The 17,541-nt window shown below is 58.2% G+C and carries 15 protein-coding genes and 1 pseudogene; 3 read left to right on the top strand and 13 right to left on the bottom strand.

What is annotated here, in order from left to right:
* Positions 1-173 precede the first annotated feature (173 nt).
* From BSP75_RS01750 to BSP75_RS01760, 3 genes are all read right to left on the bottom strand, one after another.
* Positions 174-950, bottom strand: coding sequence for a hypothetical protein (locus BSP75_RS01750; protein ID WP_058052834.1), 777 nt, complete (start codon positions 948-950; stop codon positions 174-176).
* Positions 951-1,200: 250 nt separating this feature from the next.
* Complete coding sequence (gene pyk, locus BSP75_RS01755) at positions 1,201-2,640, bottom strand: pyruvate kinase (protein WP_042658698.1); 1,440 nt, start codon at positions 2,638-2,640, stop codon at positions 1,201-1,203.
* A gap of 163 nt (positions 2,641-2,803) precedes the next feature.
* Positions 2,804-3,658, bottom strand: a complete 855-nt coding sequence (locus tag BSP75_RS01760; protein ID WP_167335576.1) for a MurR/RpiR family transcriptional regulator — start codon at positions 3,656-3,658, stop codon at positions 2,804-2,806.
* A 347-nt stretch (positions 3,659-4,005) separates the two neighbouring features.
* On the opposite strand from BSP75_RS01760, the pseudogene glk reads away from it, so the two are divergent.
* A pseudogene (gene glk, locus BSP75_RS01765) lies at positions 4,006-4,977 on the top strand (glucokinase); the annotation flags it as partial.
* 205 nt (positions 4,978-5,182) lie between these two features.
* Here the strand turns inward: glk and BSP75_RS01770 are convergent.
* On the bottom strand, positions 5,183-5,683 hold the full coding sequence (locus BSP75_RS01770; protein ID WP_042060561.1) for an SRPBCC domain-containing protein: 501 nt from the start codon (positions 5,681-5,683) through the stop codon (positions 5,183-5,185).
* A 161-nt stretch (positions 5,684-5,844) separates the two neighbouring features.
* On the opposite strand from BSP75_RS01770, the gene BSP75_RS01775 reads away from it, so the two are divergent.
* Positions 5,845-6,264 (top strand): GNAT family N-acetyltransferase, encoded by a 420-nt coding sequence (locus BSP75_RS01775; protein ID WP_075112016.1) that lies wholly within the window; start codon positions 5,845-5,847, stop codon positions 6,262-6,264.
* A gap of 4 nt (positions 6,265-6,268) precedes the next feature.
* Here BSP75_RS01775 and BSP75_RS01780 read toward each other — a convergent pair whose 3' ends face one another.
* From BSP75_RS01780 to BSP75_RS01805, 6 genes are all read right to left on the bottom strand, one after another.
* Complete coding sequence (locus BSP75_RS01780) at positions 6,269-6,772, bottom strand: hypothetical protein (protein ID WP_075112017.1); 504 nt, start codon at positions 6,770-6,772, stop codon at positions 6,269-6,271.
* 10 nt (positions 6,773-6,782) lie between these two features.
* Complete coding sequence (locus BSP75_RS01785) at positions 6,783-7,580, bottom strand: winged helix-turn-helix domain-containing protein (protein WP_075112018.1); 798 nt, start codon at positions 7,578-7,580, stop codon at positions 6,783-6,785.
* A 382-nt stretch (positions 7,581-7,962) separates the two neighbouring features.
* Positions 7,963-9,489 (bottom strand): methyl-accepting chemotaxis protein, encoded by a 1,527-nt coding sequence (locus BSP75_RS01790; RefSeq protein ID WP_075112019.1) that lies wholly within the window; start codon positions 9,487-9,489, stop codon positions 7,963-7,965.
* A gap of 65 nt (positions 9,490-9,554) precedes the next feature.
* Complete coding sequence (locus BSP75_RS01795; RefSeq protein ID WP_042060596.1) at positions 9,555-10,286, bottom strand: transporter substrate-binding domain-containing protein; 732 nt, start codon at positions 10,284-10,286, stop codon at positions 9,555-9,557.
* A gap of 555 nt (positions 10,287-10,841) precedes the next feature.
* A complete protein-coding gene (locus tag BSP75_RS01800; RefSeq protein ID WP_042060573.1) occupies positions 10,842-12,080 on the bottom strand; it encodes a uracil-xanthine permease family protein in 1,239 nt (412 codons plus the stop codon).
* Between the two features lie 417 nt (positions 12,081-12,497).
* Positions 12,498-14,213: an NAD-dependent malic enzyme gene (locus BSP75_RS01805; RefSeq protein WP_075112020.1), complete on the bottom strand. Its 1,716-nt coding sequence runs from the start codon at positions 14,211-14,213 to the stop codon at positions 12,498-12,500.
* Positions 14,214-14,488: 275 nt separating this feature from the next.
* Here BSP75_RS01805 and BSP75_RS01810 point away from each other — a divergent pair, with 275 nt between their 5' ends.
* Complete coding sequence (locus BSP75_RS01810; protein WP_075112021.1) at positions 14,489-15,253, top strand: ABC transporter substrate-binding protein; 765 nt, start codon at positions 14,489-14,491, stop codon at positions 15,251-15,253.
* Between the two features lie 87 nt (positions 15,254-15,340).
* Here BSP75_RS01810 and BSP75_RS01815 read toward each other — a convergent pair whose 3' ends face one another.
* The 3 genes from BSP75_RS01815 to fdh3B form a co-directional block, all read right to left on the bottom strand.
* Positions 15,341-15,751, bottom strand: a complete 411-nt coding sequence (locus BSP75_RS01815) for a DNA breaking-rejoining protein (protein WP_232100203.1) — start codon at positions 15,749-15,751, stop codon at positions 15,341-15,343.
* Between the two features lie 159 nt (positions 15,752-15,910).
* Positions 15,911-16,882 carry a formate dehydrogenase subunit gamma gene (locus BSP75_RS01820; protein WP_075112022.1) on the bottom strand — a complete coding sequence of 324 codons (972 nt, stop codon included), beginning with the start codon at positions 16,880-16,882 and terminating at the stop codon, positions 15,911-15,913.
* A complete protein-coding gene (gene fdh3B, locus BSP75_RS01825; protein ID WP_075112023.1) occupies positions 16,879-17,538 on the bottom strand; it encodes a formate dehydrogenase FDH3 subunit beta in 660 nt (219 codons plus the stop codon). Before fdh3B ends, BSP75_RS01820 begins: the two co-directional genes overlap by 4 nt.
* Between the last annotated feature and the right edge of the window lie 3 nt (positions 17,539-17,541).

Here is a 17,541-nt window from a genome sequence, read left to right on the forward strand (position 1 = left end):
GCCAAGGCCACAGAGGTATAGTGTGAAAAAAGCCAATAAAAACAATGCCAGTCAGGCTTAACTGACTGGCATTAGGGCCAGTGGCCCTCTTTTTACTGCAAGTTGCTGCGTTTAAACAGACAACAACTCACTGTGAATAAAGAAAAATTTACGATCGCTCAAAGCATGATCAATTACTGGGTCAGATCCTTGTCGATCCAGTATTTGGAGCCGGAGATATTGGCATCAAACAACAGGCCTTTCTCGCCAATCTGGTAGATCGCCATGCCGCCGTTGTATTTGGCGGTCAGCTCGGCACTCTCCTTGCCGGCCACCACCCCCACTTCGGAGGTGGCCTCCCAACCCTGAGCCACGAAGGCATCGAATCTGGCCTTGTCTTCGAACAGGATCACCTGCTGATAGAACTTGCCGCCGATCCCGGCCGCCAGACCCGCGCCAAACATCTTCATATAGGTGTGCTTGCCGTTTTTGCGATTGACCGCCACCCCGGCGCCCTGATTGGTATGCAGCATCAGGGAAAACTTGCGCGAATCGAACACCGCATAGCCATAAGCCTTGTCAAACAGCAACTTGGCTGAGGGTTGCTCGTTGAACAACCGCACCAGTGCGGTATCTGCCATGGTGTTAAGGGCCAGCCGGGCCTCTTGCGCCGTCTTTGGATTCAACATCTCGTCGAGCTTCTTGTCGGCGACTTTCAACCACTCCTTGCCGGTCGCGATGCTCTTGTCGGTCCAGACTCCGGCGGTGTTGAAAGCATCCTCACCCCAGGCGGAGATGGAGGCCCAACTCTTCTTGGAAAAATCGCTGACATCCTGCCACACCTCCTTGCCGGTCTCGCTCACCGCCGTCCCGAGATCGGAGGCAGCGGCCTTGAGCTTGGCCCAGTCGGCATAACAGGGTGAGAAGGCCAGACTCAGTGACAAGGCCAGCAACCAGTTGCGATTGTTCATCTTCTTGCTCCCATTCCGTGTTACCCGTTTAGCCGCCCTCTCACCCGCAGCTCGGGTGATGGCCAACATAAACGGGTTTGTCGTGCATGTCGTGCGCAGGTCATCTGCGCATTATCGGGACGACGCGCCATGGAGGCAATCATTGAGTCCATCCTCACCTCACACTTGGCACACAAACCCGTGCGGCAACCAAAAAAAAAAGCTGCTCGCCAATGGCGAACAGCTTTGATGACAGCACAGGCCGGGGTGATTACTCGACCATCATCACCTTGCAGGTGTTGGTACTGCCCACGGTTTCCATCTTGTCACCGTGAGTCAGCAGCACCATGTCGCCGCTCTGCAGCAGGCCTTTGGCCTTGAGCACGTCCAGCGCGTCGCGACACACTTCGTAGACCGGCTTGGTCTCGTCACCGTCAAACATCACCGGGGTAACGCCACGGTAGAGGTTGGTCCAGGCCAGGGTCTTGTTGTGGGGAGACATGGCGAAAATCGGCAGACCGGAGCTGATACGGGACATCAGCAGCGGGGTGGTGCCGGATTCAGTCAGCGCCACGATCGCCTTGACCCCTTCCAGGTGGTTGGCGGCATACATGGTAGACATGGCCACTGCCTCTTCCACCGAGGTGAAGGTGTAGTTCATGCGATGGTTGGAGACGTTCAGGCTCGGGTGCTTCTCGGCACCGACACAGACGCTCGCCATGGAGGTAACTGTCTCGATGGGGAACTGACCGGCTGCGGTTTCGGCAGAGAGCATCACCGCATCGGTACCATCCAGCACGGCGTTGGCGACGTCCATCACTTCGGCACGGGTCGGCAACGGAGCGTTGATCATCGACTCCATCATCTGGGTCGCGGTGATGACCACACGGTTCAGACGACGAGAGTGACGGATCAGCTTCTTCTGTACGCCAACCAGCTCGGGGTCACCGATCTCGACACCGAGATCACCACGGGCGACCATGACGGCATCGGAACCGAGGATGATGTCTTCCATCGCCTCATCGGTCGCGACGGTTTCGGCACGCTCGACCTTGGCCACGATCTTGGCGTTGGAGCCTGCTTCACGGGCCAGCTCGCGGGCGTAGCGCAGATCATCGCCACAGCGCGGGAAGGAGACCGCCAGGTAGTCGACGTTCATCAGGGCCGCGGTCTTGATGTCTTCCTTGTCTTTCTCGGTCAGGGCCGGTGCGGAGAGACCGCCCCCTTTCTTGTTGATGCCCTTGTTGTTGGAGAGCGGCCCGGCCACGGTCACCGTGGTGTGAATGCGGGTGCCTTCAACCTGCTCGACTTTCAGTTGCACACGGCCATCGTCCAGCAGCAGGATGTCGCCCGGTACCACATCGTTTGGAAGGCTCTTGTAGTCGATGCCGACCTGCTCCTGACAACCTTCACCCTTGCCGAGTGCCGCGTCGAGAATGAACTTGTCACCGATGGCCAGATAGACTTTGCCATCCTTGAAAGTGGAAACACGGATTTTCGGGCCTTGCAGATCACCCATGATGGCGACGTGACGACCGAGCTTGGCAGCAATGTCACGCACCTGATTGGCGCGCAGGATATGGTCTTCAGCAGTGCCGTGAGAGAAGTTCATCCGCACCATGTCGGCCCCGGCGCGGATGATCCCTTCGAGGATCCCTTCGCGGTCGGTAGCCGGACCGAGTGTGGTTACAATCTTTGTACGTCTAGGCATGAAAGACTCCAATATGAAGTTGATATGACTTGAGATTCTGCCCCATCAAGCCCATGGCTCGATGCACCCGTTTGCAAACCATCTGGGTGGTTTTTGTTATTAAATTACAATACTACACCAAGGCGGGTGGCATAGACAGTCGGGGGCCGGAGCCCCCGACGGTTCAGGAAGAGTGCGGGGTTTCGAAGCGGGATTCGCGCAATCCCTCTTTCACTTTTTTCAGATTTTCGCGAAATTTCATCCCCCGGCGCAGGGTAAAACCGGTCGCCAGTACATCCACCAGCGCCAGCTGGGCGATGCGGGATGCCATCGGCATATAGACATCGGTATCTTCCGGTACATCCATGGAGAGCACCAGATTGCACTCGCGGGCCAGCGGGGAATCCTTGGCCGTCATGCCGATCACGGTGGCATCGTTCTCGCGCGCCAGCGCGGCGATCTCGACCAGCGCCTTGGTGCGGCCGGTGTGGGAGATCAGCACCACCACATCCCCTTCGCTGCTGTTGATGCAGCTCATGCGCATCATGACGATGTCCTCAAAACTCACCACCGGAATATTGAAGCGGAAGAATTTGTTCTGGGCATCGCGGGCAACGGCAGAGGAGGCGCCAAGGCCGAAGAAGCTGATCTTCTTGGACTGGGTCAGAATATCGACACAACGATTGATGGCGGAGATATCCAGGCTGTTTTTGGCGGCATCCAGACAGGCCATGGTGGATTCGAAGATCTTGGCGGTATAGGTATCCGGCCCGTCTTCCGCTTCCACATGACGATTTACGTAAGGGGTGCCATTGGCCAGGCTCTGGGCCAGATGGAGTTTGAAATCGGGAAAGCCCTTGGTATCGAGACGACGGCAAAAGCGGTTGACGGTCGGTTCACTGACGTCGGCCATCTTGGCCAGGGCGGCGATGCTGGAGTGAATAGCGGTCTGGGGAGACGCCAGGATCACCTCGGCAACCTTGCGTTCTGATTTACTGAAACTTTCCAAGTTGTTCGTAATTTTATCAAGGGTATTCATCATCACCACCAGGCGTTTTTGTAATTTAGCTTCAGTGTCTTTGCACTCAATCTACGGCTAAGCAGGTTTCCAATCAAGCTAAGGACTATACAAGACAAGCGGTTATGGCCACTAACGCCTGCCATACAAAGTATGACTCATCTCTAATTATTTCGTACTTTTCGTTACAAAACGTCACTTTACCGTGAAAGCGCTTACAAATGTTGCAAAGCAACAACACTGTGAGCAGGCGCACGTTTGTATCGATCCGGCGAGTGAGCGGGGCCCGGCTCGGATAGAATGGGCCGTCATAATCCAACAATAATCTCGGGACACCAGAGTCGTCCCCATCCTGTAACGAAGGAGTTGTTATGCAGCATACCCATGCGCTGGTCGGCGATGTCGGCGGCACCAATGCGCGTCTGGCCCTGTGTGAGCTGGCCACCGGTACTATCTCTCAAGCAAAGACCTACTCAGGTCTGGCCCATCCCAGCCTTGAAGCCGTGGTACGTCTCTATTTGGACGAACACAAGGTAGAAGTGGGTGAAGCCTGCATCGCCATCGCCTGCCCCATCAACGGTGACTGGGTCGCCATGACCAACCACAGCTGGGAGTTCTCCATCAGCGAGATGCAGAGCAATCTCGGGCTGGCTCGCCTGCAGGTGATCAACGACTTCACCGCCGTCTCGATGGCGGTGCCGGTACTGGCTGAATCGGATCGCATCCAGCTGGGTGGCGCGGCGCCAGTGGCTGGTAAACCCATCGCCATCTATGGCGCGGGCACCGGCCTTGGGGTCGCGCATCTGGTCAAAGCGGGCGAGCAGTGGCTAAGTCTGCCGGGTGAAGGGGGTCATGTGGATTTTGCCGCCAACAGCGAAGAAGAAGATGCGGTGCTGCAGGTGATGCGTGGCGAACTGGGTCATGTCTCGGCCGAGCGTTTCCTCTCCGGCCCGGGTCTGGTCAATCTCTATCGTGGGCTGGTGAAATCCGATGGTCGTGAGCCCGAGCCATTCGCCCCCAAAGACATCACCGAGCGCGCACTGGCCGGGGAGTGTCTCGATTGCCGTCGCACCTTGAGCCTGTTCTGCGTGCTGATGGGCCGCTTTGCCGGCAATCTGGCGCTCAATATGGGTACCTACGGCGGCATCTATATCGCTGGCGGCATAGTGCCACGCTTTCAGGAGTTCTTTACCGGTTCCGGTTTCCGGGTCGCCTTTGAAGACAAGGGGCGTTTCAAATCCTACCTCAAGGAGATCCCGGTGTTCCTGATCACCCATGAAGGGCCGGGGCTGCTCGGCGCGGGCGCTTACTTGCGCCAGTCGATGGGGATCAGCATCTGATTGAAGAGGGGCATGAGGCGGGATCATCCATGGTTCAGCCTCGATTCAGTGTGAATGGCATAAAGTAGCTGCACGTAACCAAGAGGGTTGTGCTTCACAAGGAGTGGAAAGCGACTCTCATCCGCTGGATACGTTTGTCACCTGACAAGCCTGAACTGTTTCAACCGGCCTTTTGGCCGGTTTTTTTTATGTCTGATATCCGGGATTACTGAGCCAGCGCCTTCAACTGCGCCTTGTCCGGCGGATTGTTCCAGTCGATGGGGCCGTGGGTAAAACGGTACTGCAACCGTGGCAGGCTGGTCTCCAGCCACTCTTCCCGAAAATAGGCATAACCCTGATCCCAATCCGGATCATTGGCCCAACCGCTCTGCAGAAAGTAGAGGCGAGTACCCTGCCCTTCCGGCACAAAGCGCAGGCACACCTGGGTCTTTTGCTGGCGGATATGGGGCAGGCTGGGCGGGAAATTCCAGCTGAAACTGAGCAGGTCATAGGGCATGACGGCCATGACCCGGCACCCTTCGCTGCCACGCTCTCCCAAGGGAGCATCAGGCCTGAAGTAGATCTCGAAAGGGCCATTCGGTTCGGCCACCATCAAACATTCGGGAGCCAGAAAACTGCGCAGACCGCTCTCGGTGGTCCATGCGTGCCAGACATCGTCTATGTGCGCCGGAACAAAAATGTTGCCTTCAATCTGTTTATTGTCCATAAATCAGCGATCCTCAAGCCATCCATACATGGGACTCCGGCAGTATAGCCCCATGGCAAATACAATGGACAGAGCTTAATCACACCCTTGTCATTTGCATCAGATTAAGCTGCCGCCACGCGGTTGCCTCAGCGAACAGTGACTTGACCCGGGAGGTCATCATGATCCGGCTCATGGAAGAACAAGACATTCCCCAACTGGCCCGGCTGTTTTTAAAGAGCCGCCGCCACACCTTTCACTGGGTCGATCCCGCCCGCTTCCGGCTCGAGGATTTCGAGGAACAGACACAAGGTGAACAGGTGTGGGTAGCCGAACAGGGGGGCAATATCTGCGGCTTTATCGCCATCTGGCAGCCCGACCACTTCGTCCATCACCTCTATGTATCAAGCGACTGGCACGGTCAGGGGATCGGGCGCGCCCTGCTTGAGCGGGGCCTCGCTGATTCGCCGCGCGGCTCGCTCAAGGTGGCAACACGCAACACGGCAGCATTAGCCTTCTACCATCGACTTGGCTGGCAAAACAGCGACGAGACCGGCCACTGCGAGGTCACCGGCCCCTGGTGCAAACTGCTCAGAAACTAGCGAGTCACTCCGCGCCTGCGCTTTGCGGCTGAACAGGCACCCGCGGTGCCGGGGGGAAGAACCAGCGGTAGAGATCGAACCAGCCATCTCGCTGGGCAATCACGACCTCGTGCACCGGGTCGCGCTGGAAGATCGCCACCTTGTTTTCGGTCAGCGGCACCCAGGCGTAATTGACCAGCGCATATTGCGACTGGATCAGGTTGTACTCGTTGAGATAGGAGTCATCGTTACCCGACTCGTGCAGCTGGGTGCGACTGTCGATGAGGTAAACAAGCTGGTTGAAGAAGGTCAGTTGAAAACCGGTCACCCGCCACTTCTCCCTGGTTGCCTCCTCCTCTTCAATCACGGTGATTTTTCCCCAGCGACACACCCCGTGATAGTTGACCCCGTTGGCCGACATCTTCAGCTCGTAATGACAGCCCAGACTGTTGATAAACATCCCGGCCACAAACAGCAGCACCAAAAGCAGTGGCAACAGCAGCAAGGTATTTTTCAGCGTTCGTTTCATCAGAGATCCCTTACAGCGTTTTTTCGAGCTCTTTATAGGAAAGCACGCGGACCTTGTGGCCGGAGACCAGCACCAGCGATGCCGGTTTGACTGGCGGCACGTCACTCCTGGCTTCCATCTGGCAAACAACGCCGGTCGGCGAGTCGGCACACTGCACATGGAGCCACTCGAAATGGAGATAACTGGCGACAAAGACCACCAGCACAGCCAGTACCAGATTGACGTAAACCAGACTCCTGGCCAGCATCGGCCGCCCGATACTGCCGAGGCAGGCGAGTTTGACACGGTCAGCGAAGGAACGGGCCGCGGCAGAAACAGGCTCTCTGATAGCCTCATTCTCAGGCCGTGGTGATGTCGACGATAACGGCTCAGCCACAGCGGGCGTGGGTTCGCTCACCGGCTCGGGCAAGAGCTCACTCTCTGTGGGCAGCGGCTTGCCGTAATCGCACTTCATCTTGCAGTTCAGATGAAGGGAGTAGCCTTTTTTCGGGGTGCTTCTGATATCCAGCGTCTGGGGGGATGACGCAAAGTGGCGGCGAATATTGGCGATGGCCACGTTCAGGGAGTTGGGGCTGATGGGGCGACCCAGCCAGCCGATGTCGAGCAGCAGATCCTTGTCGCACAGCTCGTCCTGATGATCGAGCAGATAGCTGAAAATAAGGCTCTCGGCCGATGACAAGCGCACCACTCTGGCGCTTTGCACGTTGTCCTTGTCGGCACAGAAGATCAGCTCTCGCCTTTTGACATCAAAGACATAATCACCGAAGTGATAGGCCGATATGTTATTGCCTGGCGCAGCCCCCGTCATACCAACCACCTGTTATTTGCATTCATCATGAAGAAGATGGGATTCCACGCCCGATGAGGCCAGATGGCGACTCAGGATGTAGTGTAATGGCGCGAAATTTTAATGGGTCGGGATCAGCGGCACAATAGATGCAATCAGGCATAAGCGGGGAAAATGAAAATATGCGTCCAGCGCTGTCGGAGTGCGTATTGGCCAGAGCATGATGCTACGATGCCCACGCGTCGCAGCCATGCCAATCGCAACAACCGCGGCGTGAGCATGGCTAAAAGCACCACGACCATACAGAGTGCCCTGTCCCTCACAACATCTCGCCGCTCCGCACAGTAAAGGGAACTGGCCCCGCAGGATGAACCGGCATCATCGGCGGGGCGGAGTTGACTGACTAGACCCGAAACTGCTTGAGCAGGGTGTCGAGCTGGGCCGACAACTGGCGCAGATCGCTACTGGCTTCGGCAACCTGTGCCACTCTGGCTGCGCTCTCGCTGTTGAGCGTCGCAATGCGGTTGACGCTGTGACTGACCGCCTCCGCCACCGAGTGCTGCTCCTCCGATGCCTGGGCGATATACATGTTCATCTCGCGGATCAGGCTGACCTGATTTTTTATCTTCTCCACCGAAGCCTGCACATCTGCCGCCTCGGCACCGGCCCGGGAGGCCTTCTCCTGGCTCTGTTGCATCCCGGCCCCGACATTCTGGGTCGCTTGCTGCAGCCGCTTGATGCTGGCACTGATCTCTTCCGTTGACTGGCGGGTACGGCCTGACAGGGTGCGCACCTCATCCGCCACCACCGCAAAACCGCGCCCCTGATCGCCCGCGCGGGCCGCCTCGATGGCAGCATTGAGGGCAAGTAAATTGGTCTGTTCGGCAATGCCGTTGATCACTTCGATGATGGTGCCGATGCTGCTGCTCTCGGTCGATAGGGTACGCATCAGCGTAGCGACCCGCTCCACCTCACCCACCAGCTGATGAATCGCCTCATTGGCATGGCCCGCCAGATGGTAACCCTGCTCCACATAGTGATTGGCCTCATCGGTGGCGCCGGAGGTTTTCACCGCGTTGCCAGCCACCTCCTGCACCGCCTGACTCATTTCGGTAATGGCGGTGGCGACCTGATCCAGCTCGGACTGCTGGGCGTCACTGCCAATACGGGTATCTGCCGAGAGAGTGTCGCAGCGTTCGGCATTTTGCAGCACTCCGGCGGACAGCTCATTAATCTCCGCCACCATATCCTGCAGCTTGGCAATAAAGTGGTTGATGTTGGTGGCCAGCGTCCCCATCTCATCCTGACGGTTGATCTTGAGTCGCCGGGTCAGATCCCCCTCCCCTTTGGCCAGATCAAATACCGCCTGATTCATCTGATGAAGTGGCCTCAGCACATTGCGGTGAATGAGCACCATCAGCAGTGCGATGATGCAGAGATCGAGCACCAGGATCTGCCAGACGGTGGTAAGCAACTGCTGGCGCAAGTGGGCCTGAATGGTGGCATCACTGGTTTGCACCAGCAATCGGGCCACGGTGTTTTTCTGGCCGCTGTCGTCATAGACCAGATCATATCCCCCATAGGCAGAGATATCGGCAGGCATGGCCGTCACGGGGATAATGGCGCCCGCCGTGTCACGGGCAAACCCGGCCACCAGCTTCTCCTTGTTGACCACCAGTAAAGTGCTGAGGATGTCGGCCGCCAGCTCGGACTTGAGCGATGCCTCGATGAAGGTCGATTCATAATTCCACAGAGGGCCGGGCAGGGAGAGCCGCAGCCGGCCGATAGCCTGTTCGACCAGCGCACTCTGTTTGCTGTAGCTCTCCGCTCTGGCGGCGTTGTAGTTGTAGGCACCAAACAATACCAGCAGCAGACTCACCGACAGGGAGGTCAACACGGCAATCCTGAACGTCAGACTTTTCCAATCCATGGCTTCCTCCCGGTTTTTACGACAGCCGGCGCAGTGCCCTTGCGTGGCACCTGCTATTGGTACTGTTACTGGTACTTGGCATTGATCTTGTCGATGGTGCCATCCGCCTTCATGGCGGCCAGGATCTCGTTGAGCCTGGTGATGAGCTCATCGGGCGTATCCTTGTTAAACGCCAAACTCATCTGGGTTTCCTTGAACACGAAGACCTGCTTGGGACTGGCGACTTTCTCCTTGTTGGCCAGATAGGGGGCCAGATACTGGCCGGTAGCCCAGAGATCGATGCGGCCTGCCTCCAGTTTCTTCACGTTGGCGGTATCGTTGGCCGCCAGCTGCAACTTGGTGAATCCCTGCGCCTTGAGATACTCGGCCGCTGCATCGCCGTTATAACCCCCCACCGAATACTGCTTGGCATCGTCCAGCGAAGAGACGGTGATATTGGCGGTCGAACTGGAGAAAAAGACCCAGTTGTTATTGACCAGCGGCCCGACCCACTTGAACAGCGCTTCCCGCTCCGGGGTACGGGTCGTAGAGTAGAGGGCGGTATTGGGGGTGCCAAGGGTATCTTCGTACGCTCGCTTCCACGGCATCAGGGTCAGCTTGTATTCAACCCCGGCACGCTTGAACAGCTCTTCGACCACCTCGGTCGACAGCCCGACAATCTTGCCCCCCTCCCCCTGCATGTTGAACGGCGGGTAATCCTCGGTCATCACGTTCAATGGCGCCGCCTGAACCGCGCTCATCGCCATCATGGAAGAGACTGAAAAAATTGCACTTTTCCACAGCAGTTGATAGTTCATTGCAACCTCGCTTTGCTTGCCATTCATCCCTGAACATCCGCCATTACCGATGGCGGTGCACGTCTGACCCGCCGGGGTCATGCCGGCTTTCACGGCTCGCCGCCCACCCATGTGCAGCAGCAAACAGATCCGGATTTGGCCAGCGCGCGATAAAACACCACTGGCGAGAGAGGCTCACAACGAATCGAGATGGAAAACATGCCAGAGCAGCATGAGGGAAGCGTGTGGACAGGGGCGGATAAAACCGGTGCCGTGCAACAGCGCCGTGGCAGAGAAGGGGCGCATCGTTCCATGACAGGGGTTTGGGAGAGAAATGATTGAAAACGCCAACATCCATTTTCCCATACAGCTCAAGGAGACCTCAGAGCCAAACCTGTCCTTTAGCTAAGGTCACGAAAAGAGATACGTCAAATGAGAGAGCTAACCTCCTCATCTGCTTCCAGATTACCTTCCTGATGGGCTCAGCCGAGCCGAAAACTGGCGCAAGAGACCTGAAAAACAGAAGGCCACCGCGAGGTGGCCTTCTCCAAATCAACAATGAACGTCTGGCGACACTCAATCCTTGGCGGCGTCCATCACACCCTCTTCGGAGTGTGCCGGCAGGATCAGATTGAGCAGGATGGCGGCAACGGAGGCCAGACCAACACCGGCCAGCGCGAAGTCACCAATCTTCATCTCCAGCGCACCGACACCCACGGTCAGGGTCACGGCGACGATGGCGATATTGCGTGACAGCCCCAGATCCACCTTGGATTCCACCAGGGTCTTGAGACCGATGGCGGCGATGGACCCGAACAGCAGCAGCATGATACCGCCCATTACCGGCATCGGGATGGAGGTGAGCAGCGCATTGAACTTGCCGAAGAAGGCCAGAATGATGGCAAACACGGCGGCCCAGGTCATGGTGACCGGATTGAAGTTGCGGGTGATCATCACGGCACCGGTCACTTCGGCGTAGGTGGTCACGGGTGGGCCACCGATGAAACCGGCGAAGCAGACACCGATGCCGTCACCGGCCAGTGTACGGTGCAGGCCCGGGTTCTTGGTGTAGTCCTGCCCGGTTACCCCACCGATGGCCAGCACGCCACCGATATGCTCGATACAGGGGGCAATCGCTACCGGCAGCATAAACAGGGCCGCGGCCCAGTTTATCTCCGGCGTTTCGAAGTGAGGCAGCGCCAGCCAGGGGGTGTTGATCAGACCGTCGAAGTTCACCTGGCCCATCAGCACGGCAGAGACATAACCGGCAATCACACCGCACAGGATGGGGATCAGCTTGATCCAGCCCTTGCAGAACACGGCTGCAATCAGGGTGACCGCCAGCGAGATACCGGCCAGCGTCAGCGCAGTTCCCGCAGGCACCACCTGCTCACCACCGGCACGACCCATCGCCATGTTGCAGGCAACCTGCGCCACGGAGAGGCCGATCACCATGATCACCGGGCCAATCACCACGGGCGGCAACAATTTGTGCACAAAGCCCATGCCCCGCACGCGAATCAGCGCGGCCAGGATGAAGTACATAAAACCGGCGGCAAACAGGCCAAACATGGTGGACGGCAATCCCCAGGTCTGGGTGGCGTAGATGATGGGGGCGATGAAGGCAAAGCTGGAACCGAGGAAAATCGGGACCTGGCGGCGGGTGCAGAGCTGGAACAACAGGGTGCCCACACCGGCGCCAAGCAGGGCCATGGAGGGGTTCAATCCGGTGAGCAGGGGCACCAGAACCATGGCACCGAAGGCGACAAACAGGATTTGCAGCCCGGCGACACTTTGCTTGACTAAGGAAAACATGGATGTCCTTAATTTTTTGATAACTGATGGGGATATTTATCACTTTTCAGTTATCACAAGACTTTTTCAAGGCACAAAATGAACACAAACGCGTCACTTGTTACCTTTTACTGCTTGGGGAAGGCATGAAACTGGCTTTTTAGGCGGGATTCGTTGCTACAAGCATCGAGTATGCGATTTTACGCATTATTGTGGCGAACGCCAATCGTTTTTCTGCCAGGTTTATTGAGATTGAATTCAACAGGGTGATGTTTTGTACGCCGGGTAAAGGAGATGGCGAAGGCGATAGCCCATCATCATGAGATGACTTGCGCTTTGGCTACCAGCTTGACAACCTGAGCGGAAAACCGCAGAAAAAAGGGGGTGGCCATGCCATCCCCCTTTACTATCAATGTGTTAGCAAAACCCGTTCGCGACCTATACCCGGCGATAGGGCAGGTAAACCGGCTCCCACATATGGTGGAGGATATGCTGCTGCAGATCCTGACCGATCAGCGGGTGGGAGGGATCCCGGCGCACGATATCTTTGAGCACCGCGGTCGCCACATGCACCGAAATGCTGCGCAGCTCGCGAATACGCGGATAGACGGAGCCCTGTGCCAAATCCTCCTCGCTCACGCACTCGGCCAGTGCAAAAGCGGCGGTGGTGAAGATATCCGGGGTGATCTCGCGGATCTGGCTAACAATCGCCGCCAGCCCCACACCGGGGAAGATAAAGACGTTGTTGCCCTGACCGATACGGTAATCCTTGCCCTCAAAAGCGACATCCTTGAACGGGCTGCCGGTGGCGACGATAGCCTTGCCGTTGCTCCAGCGGTAGATATCCTCCGGCAGCGCTTCACAGTTGGCGGTCGGGTTGGAGAGCGGGAACACCATGGGGCGCTCGCAGTGCTTTTGCAGCAACTGGATATGCTCTTCCTTGAAGGCACCACCCGAGCCGCTGGTCCCCAGCAGCACAGTGATAGGCACGTGGCGCAACACATCGGCCAGATTGGCCTTGCCCGCCACCTCGGTATCCCAGCCCGCCAGCAGCAGACCCGGCTTGGCATAGCGGCGTTTGTATTCATCGAGCCCTTCGCGGTTGTCACACACCAGTCCCTGGGTATCCAGAATGTAGATGCGATCACGCGCCGCCTGCGGATCCATCCCTTCGCGGATCATCCCCGCGCAGATCTGATCCGCGACGCCAACCCCGCCAGCACCGGCGCCATAGACCAGATAGTTCTGCTGGCCGAGGGTTTCCCCCTTGACCTTGACCGCGCCGATGATACCGGCCAGCACCACGGCGCCGGTGCCCTGAATGTCATCGTTGAACGACGGCAGCGCCTGCTGGTAGCGGGCCAGATTGTTGAAGGCGTTGGATTTGCTGAAGTCTTCCCACTGCAGCACGGCATTGGGGAAGTGACGCTTGACCCCCTGCACGAACTTGTCGATGAAATCTTCATATTCCTTGCCACGAATGCGCTTGTGCGGGCGGCCCAGATACATGGGGTCATCGAGCAGTTTCTGGTTGTCGGTACCCACATCCAGCGCGATGGGCATACAACAGGCAGGATGGATCCCGGCCCCCAGGGTATAGAGCGCCAGCTTGCCGATGGGGATCCCCATGCCACCGACCCCCTGGTCGCCGATCCCCAGAATGCCCTGGCTGTCGGTCACGACGATAATGCGGATCGACTTGGCATCGAAGTGACGGGCCTGGATCCCCATGTCATCCACGTTGTCGGGAGTGATATAGAGACCACGCGGCTTCTGGAAGCGGTGGCTGAACTCCTGACACGCCTTGCCGACGGTCGGGGTATAGATGTAGGGAGTCATCTCCTCCACATGGCGCGACAACAGAGCGTAGAAGAGGGTTTCGTTGCGATCCTGCAGCGCCCGCAGGTTCTGGTACTTCTCGATGTCGCTGCAGGCGCTCTTGAACCCTTCATAAACCCGTTCGAGCTGGGCTTCAAAGGTTTGCACCTGAGGGGGCAACAGGCCGTCGAGATCGAAATCGGCCCGCTCCTGTTCGGTGAAGGCAGTGCCCTTGTTGAGGTATCGATTGTTGAGCAGATCGGTGCCGGTCAGTGCAACGGGGCGAAAAGCCTGTCCCTGAGCATCTTTCCACAGCAGATATTGTCCGGTAGCCATAGTCATTCTCTTTGATTTACGTGAAATTGCCGTTCGGCAGGAGAGTAAGACTCATAATGAAATCAATCATATGACGTTTAATCGATCGGTTTTGTGAGCTTGGGCATACCCTGCGGCCAAAATAGGCGCCCGGCGCCCTCGGCGAGACAAATATCCACGGCAAGGAATGAGACTCATGTTAGCATTGCGGACAACCCAACCCCCTTAACCGCATTCCAGCCGGGAGTGACCCTGATGCCCTCGACTCAGCCAGCCTGCGCCCCCTTCTTGCTGCCATGCGCCTGATCCCGCTGCTTGCTCTGTGGTTGTGTCTGACCTGCCAGTCGGCTCTCGCCGCACCGGGGCGGGTGCTCAATATCATCGTCGGCGAGTGGCCCCCCTTTGTCTCGGAGCAGTCCAAACAGCACGGGCCGGTGGCCCATCTCATCCGCGATCTGTTCAAGGAGGCGGGCTATGAAGTGACGTTTCACTTCGCCCCCTGGGGGCGGGTCTATTCACTGGCAGCCAACAGCCAGCTCTACGACGCCACCGCCGTCTGGATGTACAAGCCGGAGCGAGAGCAGGATTTTCTGTTCAGCGAGGCGGTGCTGCAGGAGCAGTTTGTCTTCTTCTCCCTCAAAGCACGGAAATTGCGGGCCGAGCGCCTTGAACAAATCATCGGCATGCGGTTGGGGGGCGATATCGCCTACAGCTACGGGCCCGAGCTGGACAAGATGGTGGCCGACGGCAAGGTAACCCAACAGAAAGTCACCGACGTGAAACAGAATTTCGGCAAGCTGCTGCGCGGGCGGATCGACCTCTATCCGCAAGAGCTGCGGGTCGGTCTGGCCGAGCTGCAGAGCCAGCTCGATCCCGCCAGCGCGGCACTCATCACCCACAGTCAGACCCCTTTTCTGCGCAACGACAGCTTCGTGATGTTCCCGCGCAAGATGCCGGATTCGGCCAAACTGCGGGATCAGTTCAATCAGCAGTTGCAGCAGGCCATCGCCAGCGGGCGTTATCAGAGCTACTTCGAACGGCTGGCCCGGGGTGAATATTGACCTTGGCGAGGCAAAAACAGAGGGGATAAAACAACGGTGGCGGCCCTTTGTGGCCGCCACCGTCGTGATGCTTGTCAGCTGCTGGCATTAGCCGCTGATGCCCACCTCCAGCTTGAACGGCGTCTTGGCCTTGCTGCTCTCGGCCGCCCCCATCTGGTAGACCCGAATGGTATAAGTGCCCTTGGCAGGCAGGGTTGCCTCAAAGTTGTTCCCTTCGGTGGAGCCGATAAAGATCGCCTCCCCCGTGCTGCCTGGCGGCAGAATATTGAAGTAGGGCTTGCCGGTCAGGATCACCACCATGCTCTGGCCCTTGTTGGCCGTCAGCTTGTAATCGAGGGTCTGGCTGCCCTGAATGGTGCCGTTGATGGTCGCCCCGGACTCCCCCTTCTTGAACTGCACCTGCTGGGTCTTGATCCCATCAGCCGCCTGCGCCACGCCCGCCATACCACCGAATAGCGCCGATGCACATACCGCTGCCAGCCATGCTTTTCTCATCATTTGTCATCCCTTCTGTGAATGGAACCCCTGTTACTGTTGCTCAAGGTGGCCCAAAAAACCACCACCGTTCGCGGCACTACTCAATCAATTTGCCATCACGGTCGACCCGCCATCAAAAGGGGCGCCTCAGCGCCCCTTTCCTTTACTCTTTGTCGACCATCAGCTTGATTTACCCGCCTTGGGCTCATCAAGCGTGTGCTTCACCTCTTCATACCAGAGGTCGTGGTGCTCCTTGGCCCAGGTCTCATCCACCTCGCCGGTCACCATCCCCTCCAGCGCCCCTTCCAGCTGGAACAGGCCCATGTAGATATGGAAGATAAAACCGCAGATAAGGATCAGCGCTCCGACGATATGGATAAAGCTGGCCCACTCCATCTGGCGGCGCAGCTGGCCGAAGATGGGGAAGTCCAGAAACAGCCCGGTCGCCACCACAATGCCGCCAAACCAGATCAGCAGCCAGAAGATCGCCTTCTCGCCGCCGTTGGAGAAGCCCGCCGAGGGGTGACTCCCCTTGTGGGGGCCCAGCATGCCACCCGCCTTCATGAACCACTGCACATCCACCATGTTGACGATGTTGTGGCGGAACCACTTGATGAGCACCCCCATCAGGCAGAGGAAGAAGAGCGGCCCCACGTAGTTGTGGAACACCTTGGCAAACCAGATCCAGTTCTCCCACACCCCGAGGCTCACCACCGGCTTGATAAAGTGCTTGCCGTAGATGATGGCCAGCCCCGAGCCAGAGAGGGTCAGGAACATGCCCGCCGTGGTCCAGTGCAGCGCCCGATCCAGCCGACTCCAGCGCTTGAGCTTGCGCCCGGTGCGCGGCTTGGAGAGCTTGGTCGGCCCCACCGCCCAGTACATCAGGCCGCACATGGCCAAGGACCCAAAGATGGCGATGGCACCGAGCGGCGACACCCACTTGGTCTTCACCTCGAACCAGAGCTGACCCGGCACCGAGATCAGCACCCCGTGTTCCGGCGAGCGGGAGCTGGTCACCCCCTCCTGCCCATCCTTCACCGCCCGCCAGTAGTCGGCGCCGGCAAAGCCGATCGTCTCCTTCTGCGCATCGGCGAAGCCGGGCGTGCTGAACAGCAGCAAGGCCGTCAGCAGCGCTGTCAGCCAGTGTCTCATTGGCCATCCTCCTGCTTGCCAAGCTTGAGCCCCTTGCCTTTGCCATCGTGAGGTTTGCTGGCGTCGCGATAGAGCGCCTTATCATCCTCACCCCAGCCCGCATGAGGGGCGCCGCGATAGGCGACCCGCTCGCGGAAGATGTCGGAGATCACCTGCGCATCCCCCGCCAGCAGCGCCTTGGTGGAGCAGAGCTCGGCACACATGGGCAGCTTGCCCTCGGCGATGCGGTTGGCACCGTACTTCTGGCGCTCCGCCTCGCTGTGATCTTCCTCCGGGCCACCGGCGCAGAAGGTGCACTTGTCCATCTTGCCCCGATCGCCAAAGGCGGCGGTTTTCGGGAACTGGGGCGCACCGAACGGGCAGGCAAACAGGCAGTAGCCACAACCGATGCAGAGATCCTTGTTGTGCAGCACTATGCCATCGTCGGTGTGATAGAAGCAGTCGGCCGGGCAGACCGCCATGCAGGGGGCGTCGGTGCAGTGCATGCAGGCGACCGAGATGGAGGTCTCACCCGGCAGGCCGTCGTTGAGGGTCACCACCCGGCGGCGCTGGATGCCCCACTCGAGGGCATCATCGTTCTCGTTCTTGCACGCCGTCACACAGCCGTTGCACTCGATGCAGCGCTTGGTGTCACACATGAATTTCATTCTGGCCATGGG

The sequence above is a fragment of the Aeromonas sp. YN13HZO-058 genome (assembly GCF_001921245.1).
Taxonomy (GTDB): domain Bacteria; phylum Pseudomonadota; class Gammaproteobacteria; order Enterobacterales; family Aeromonadaceae; genus Aeromonas; species Aeromonas allosaccharophila.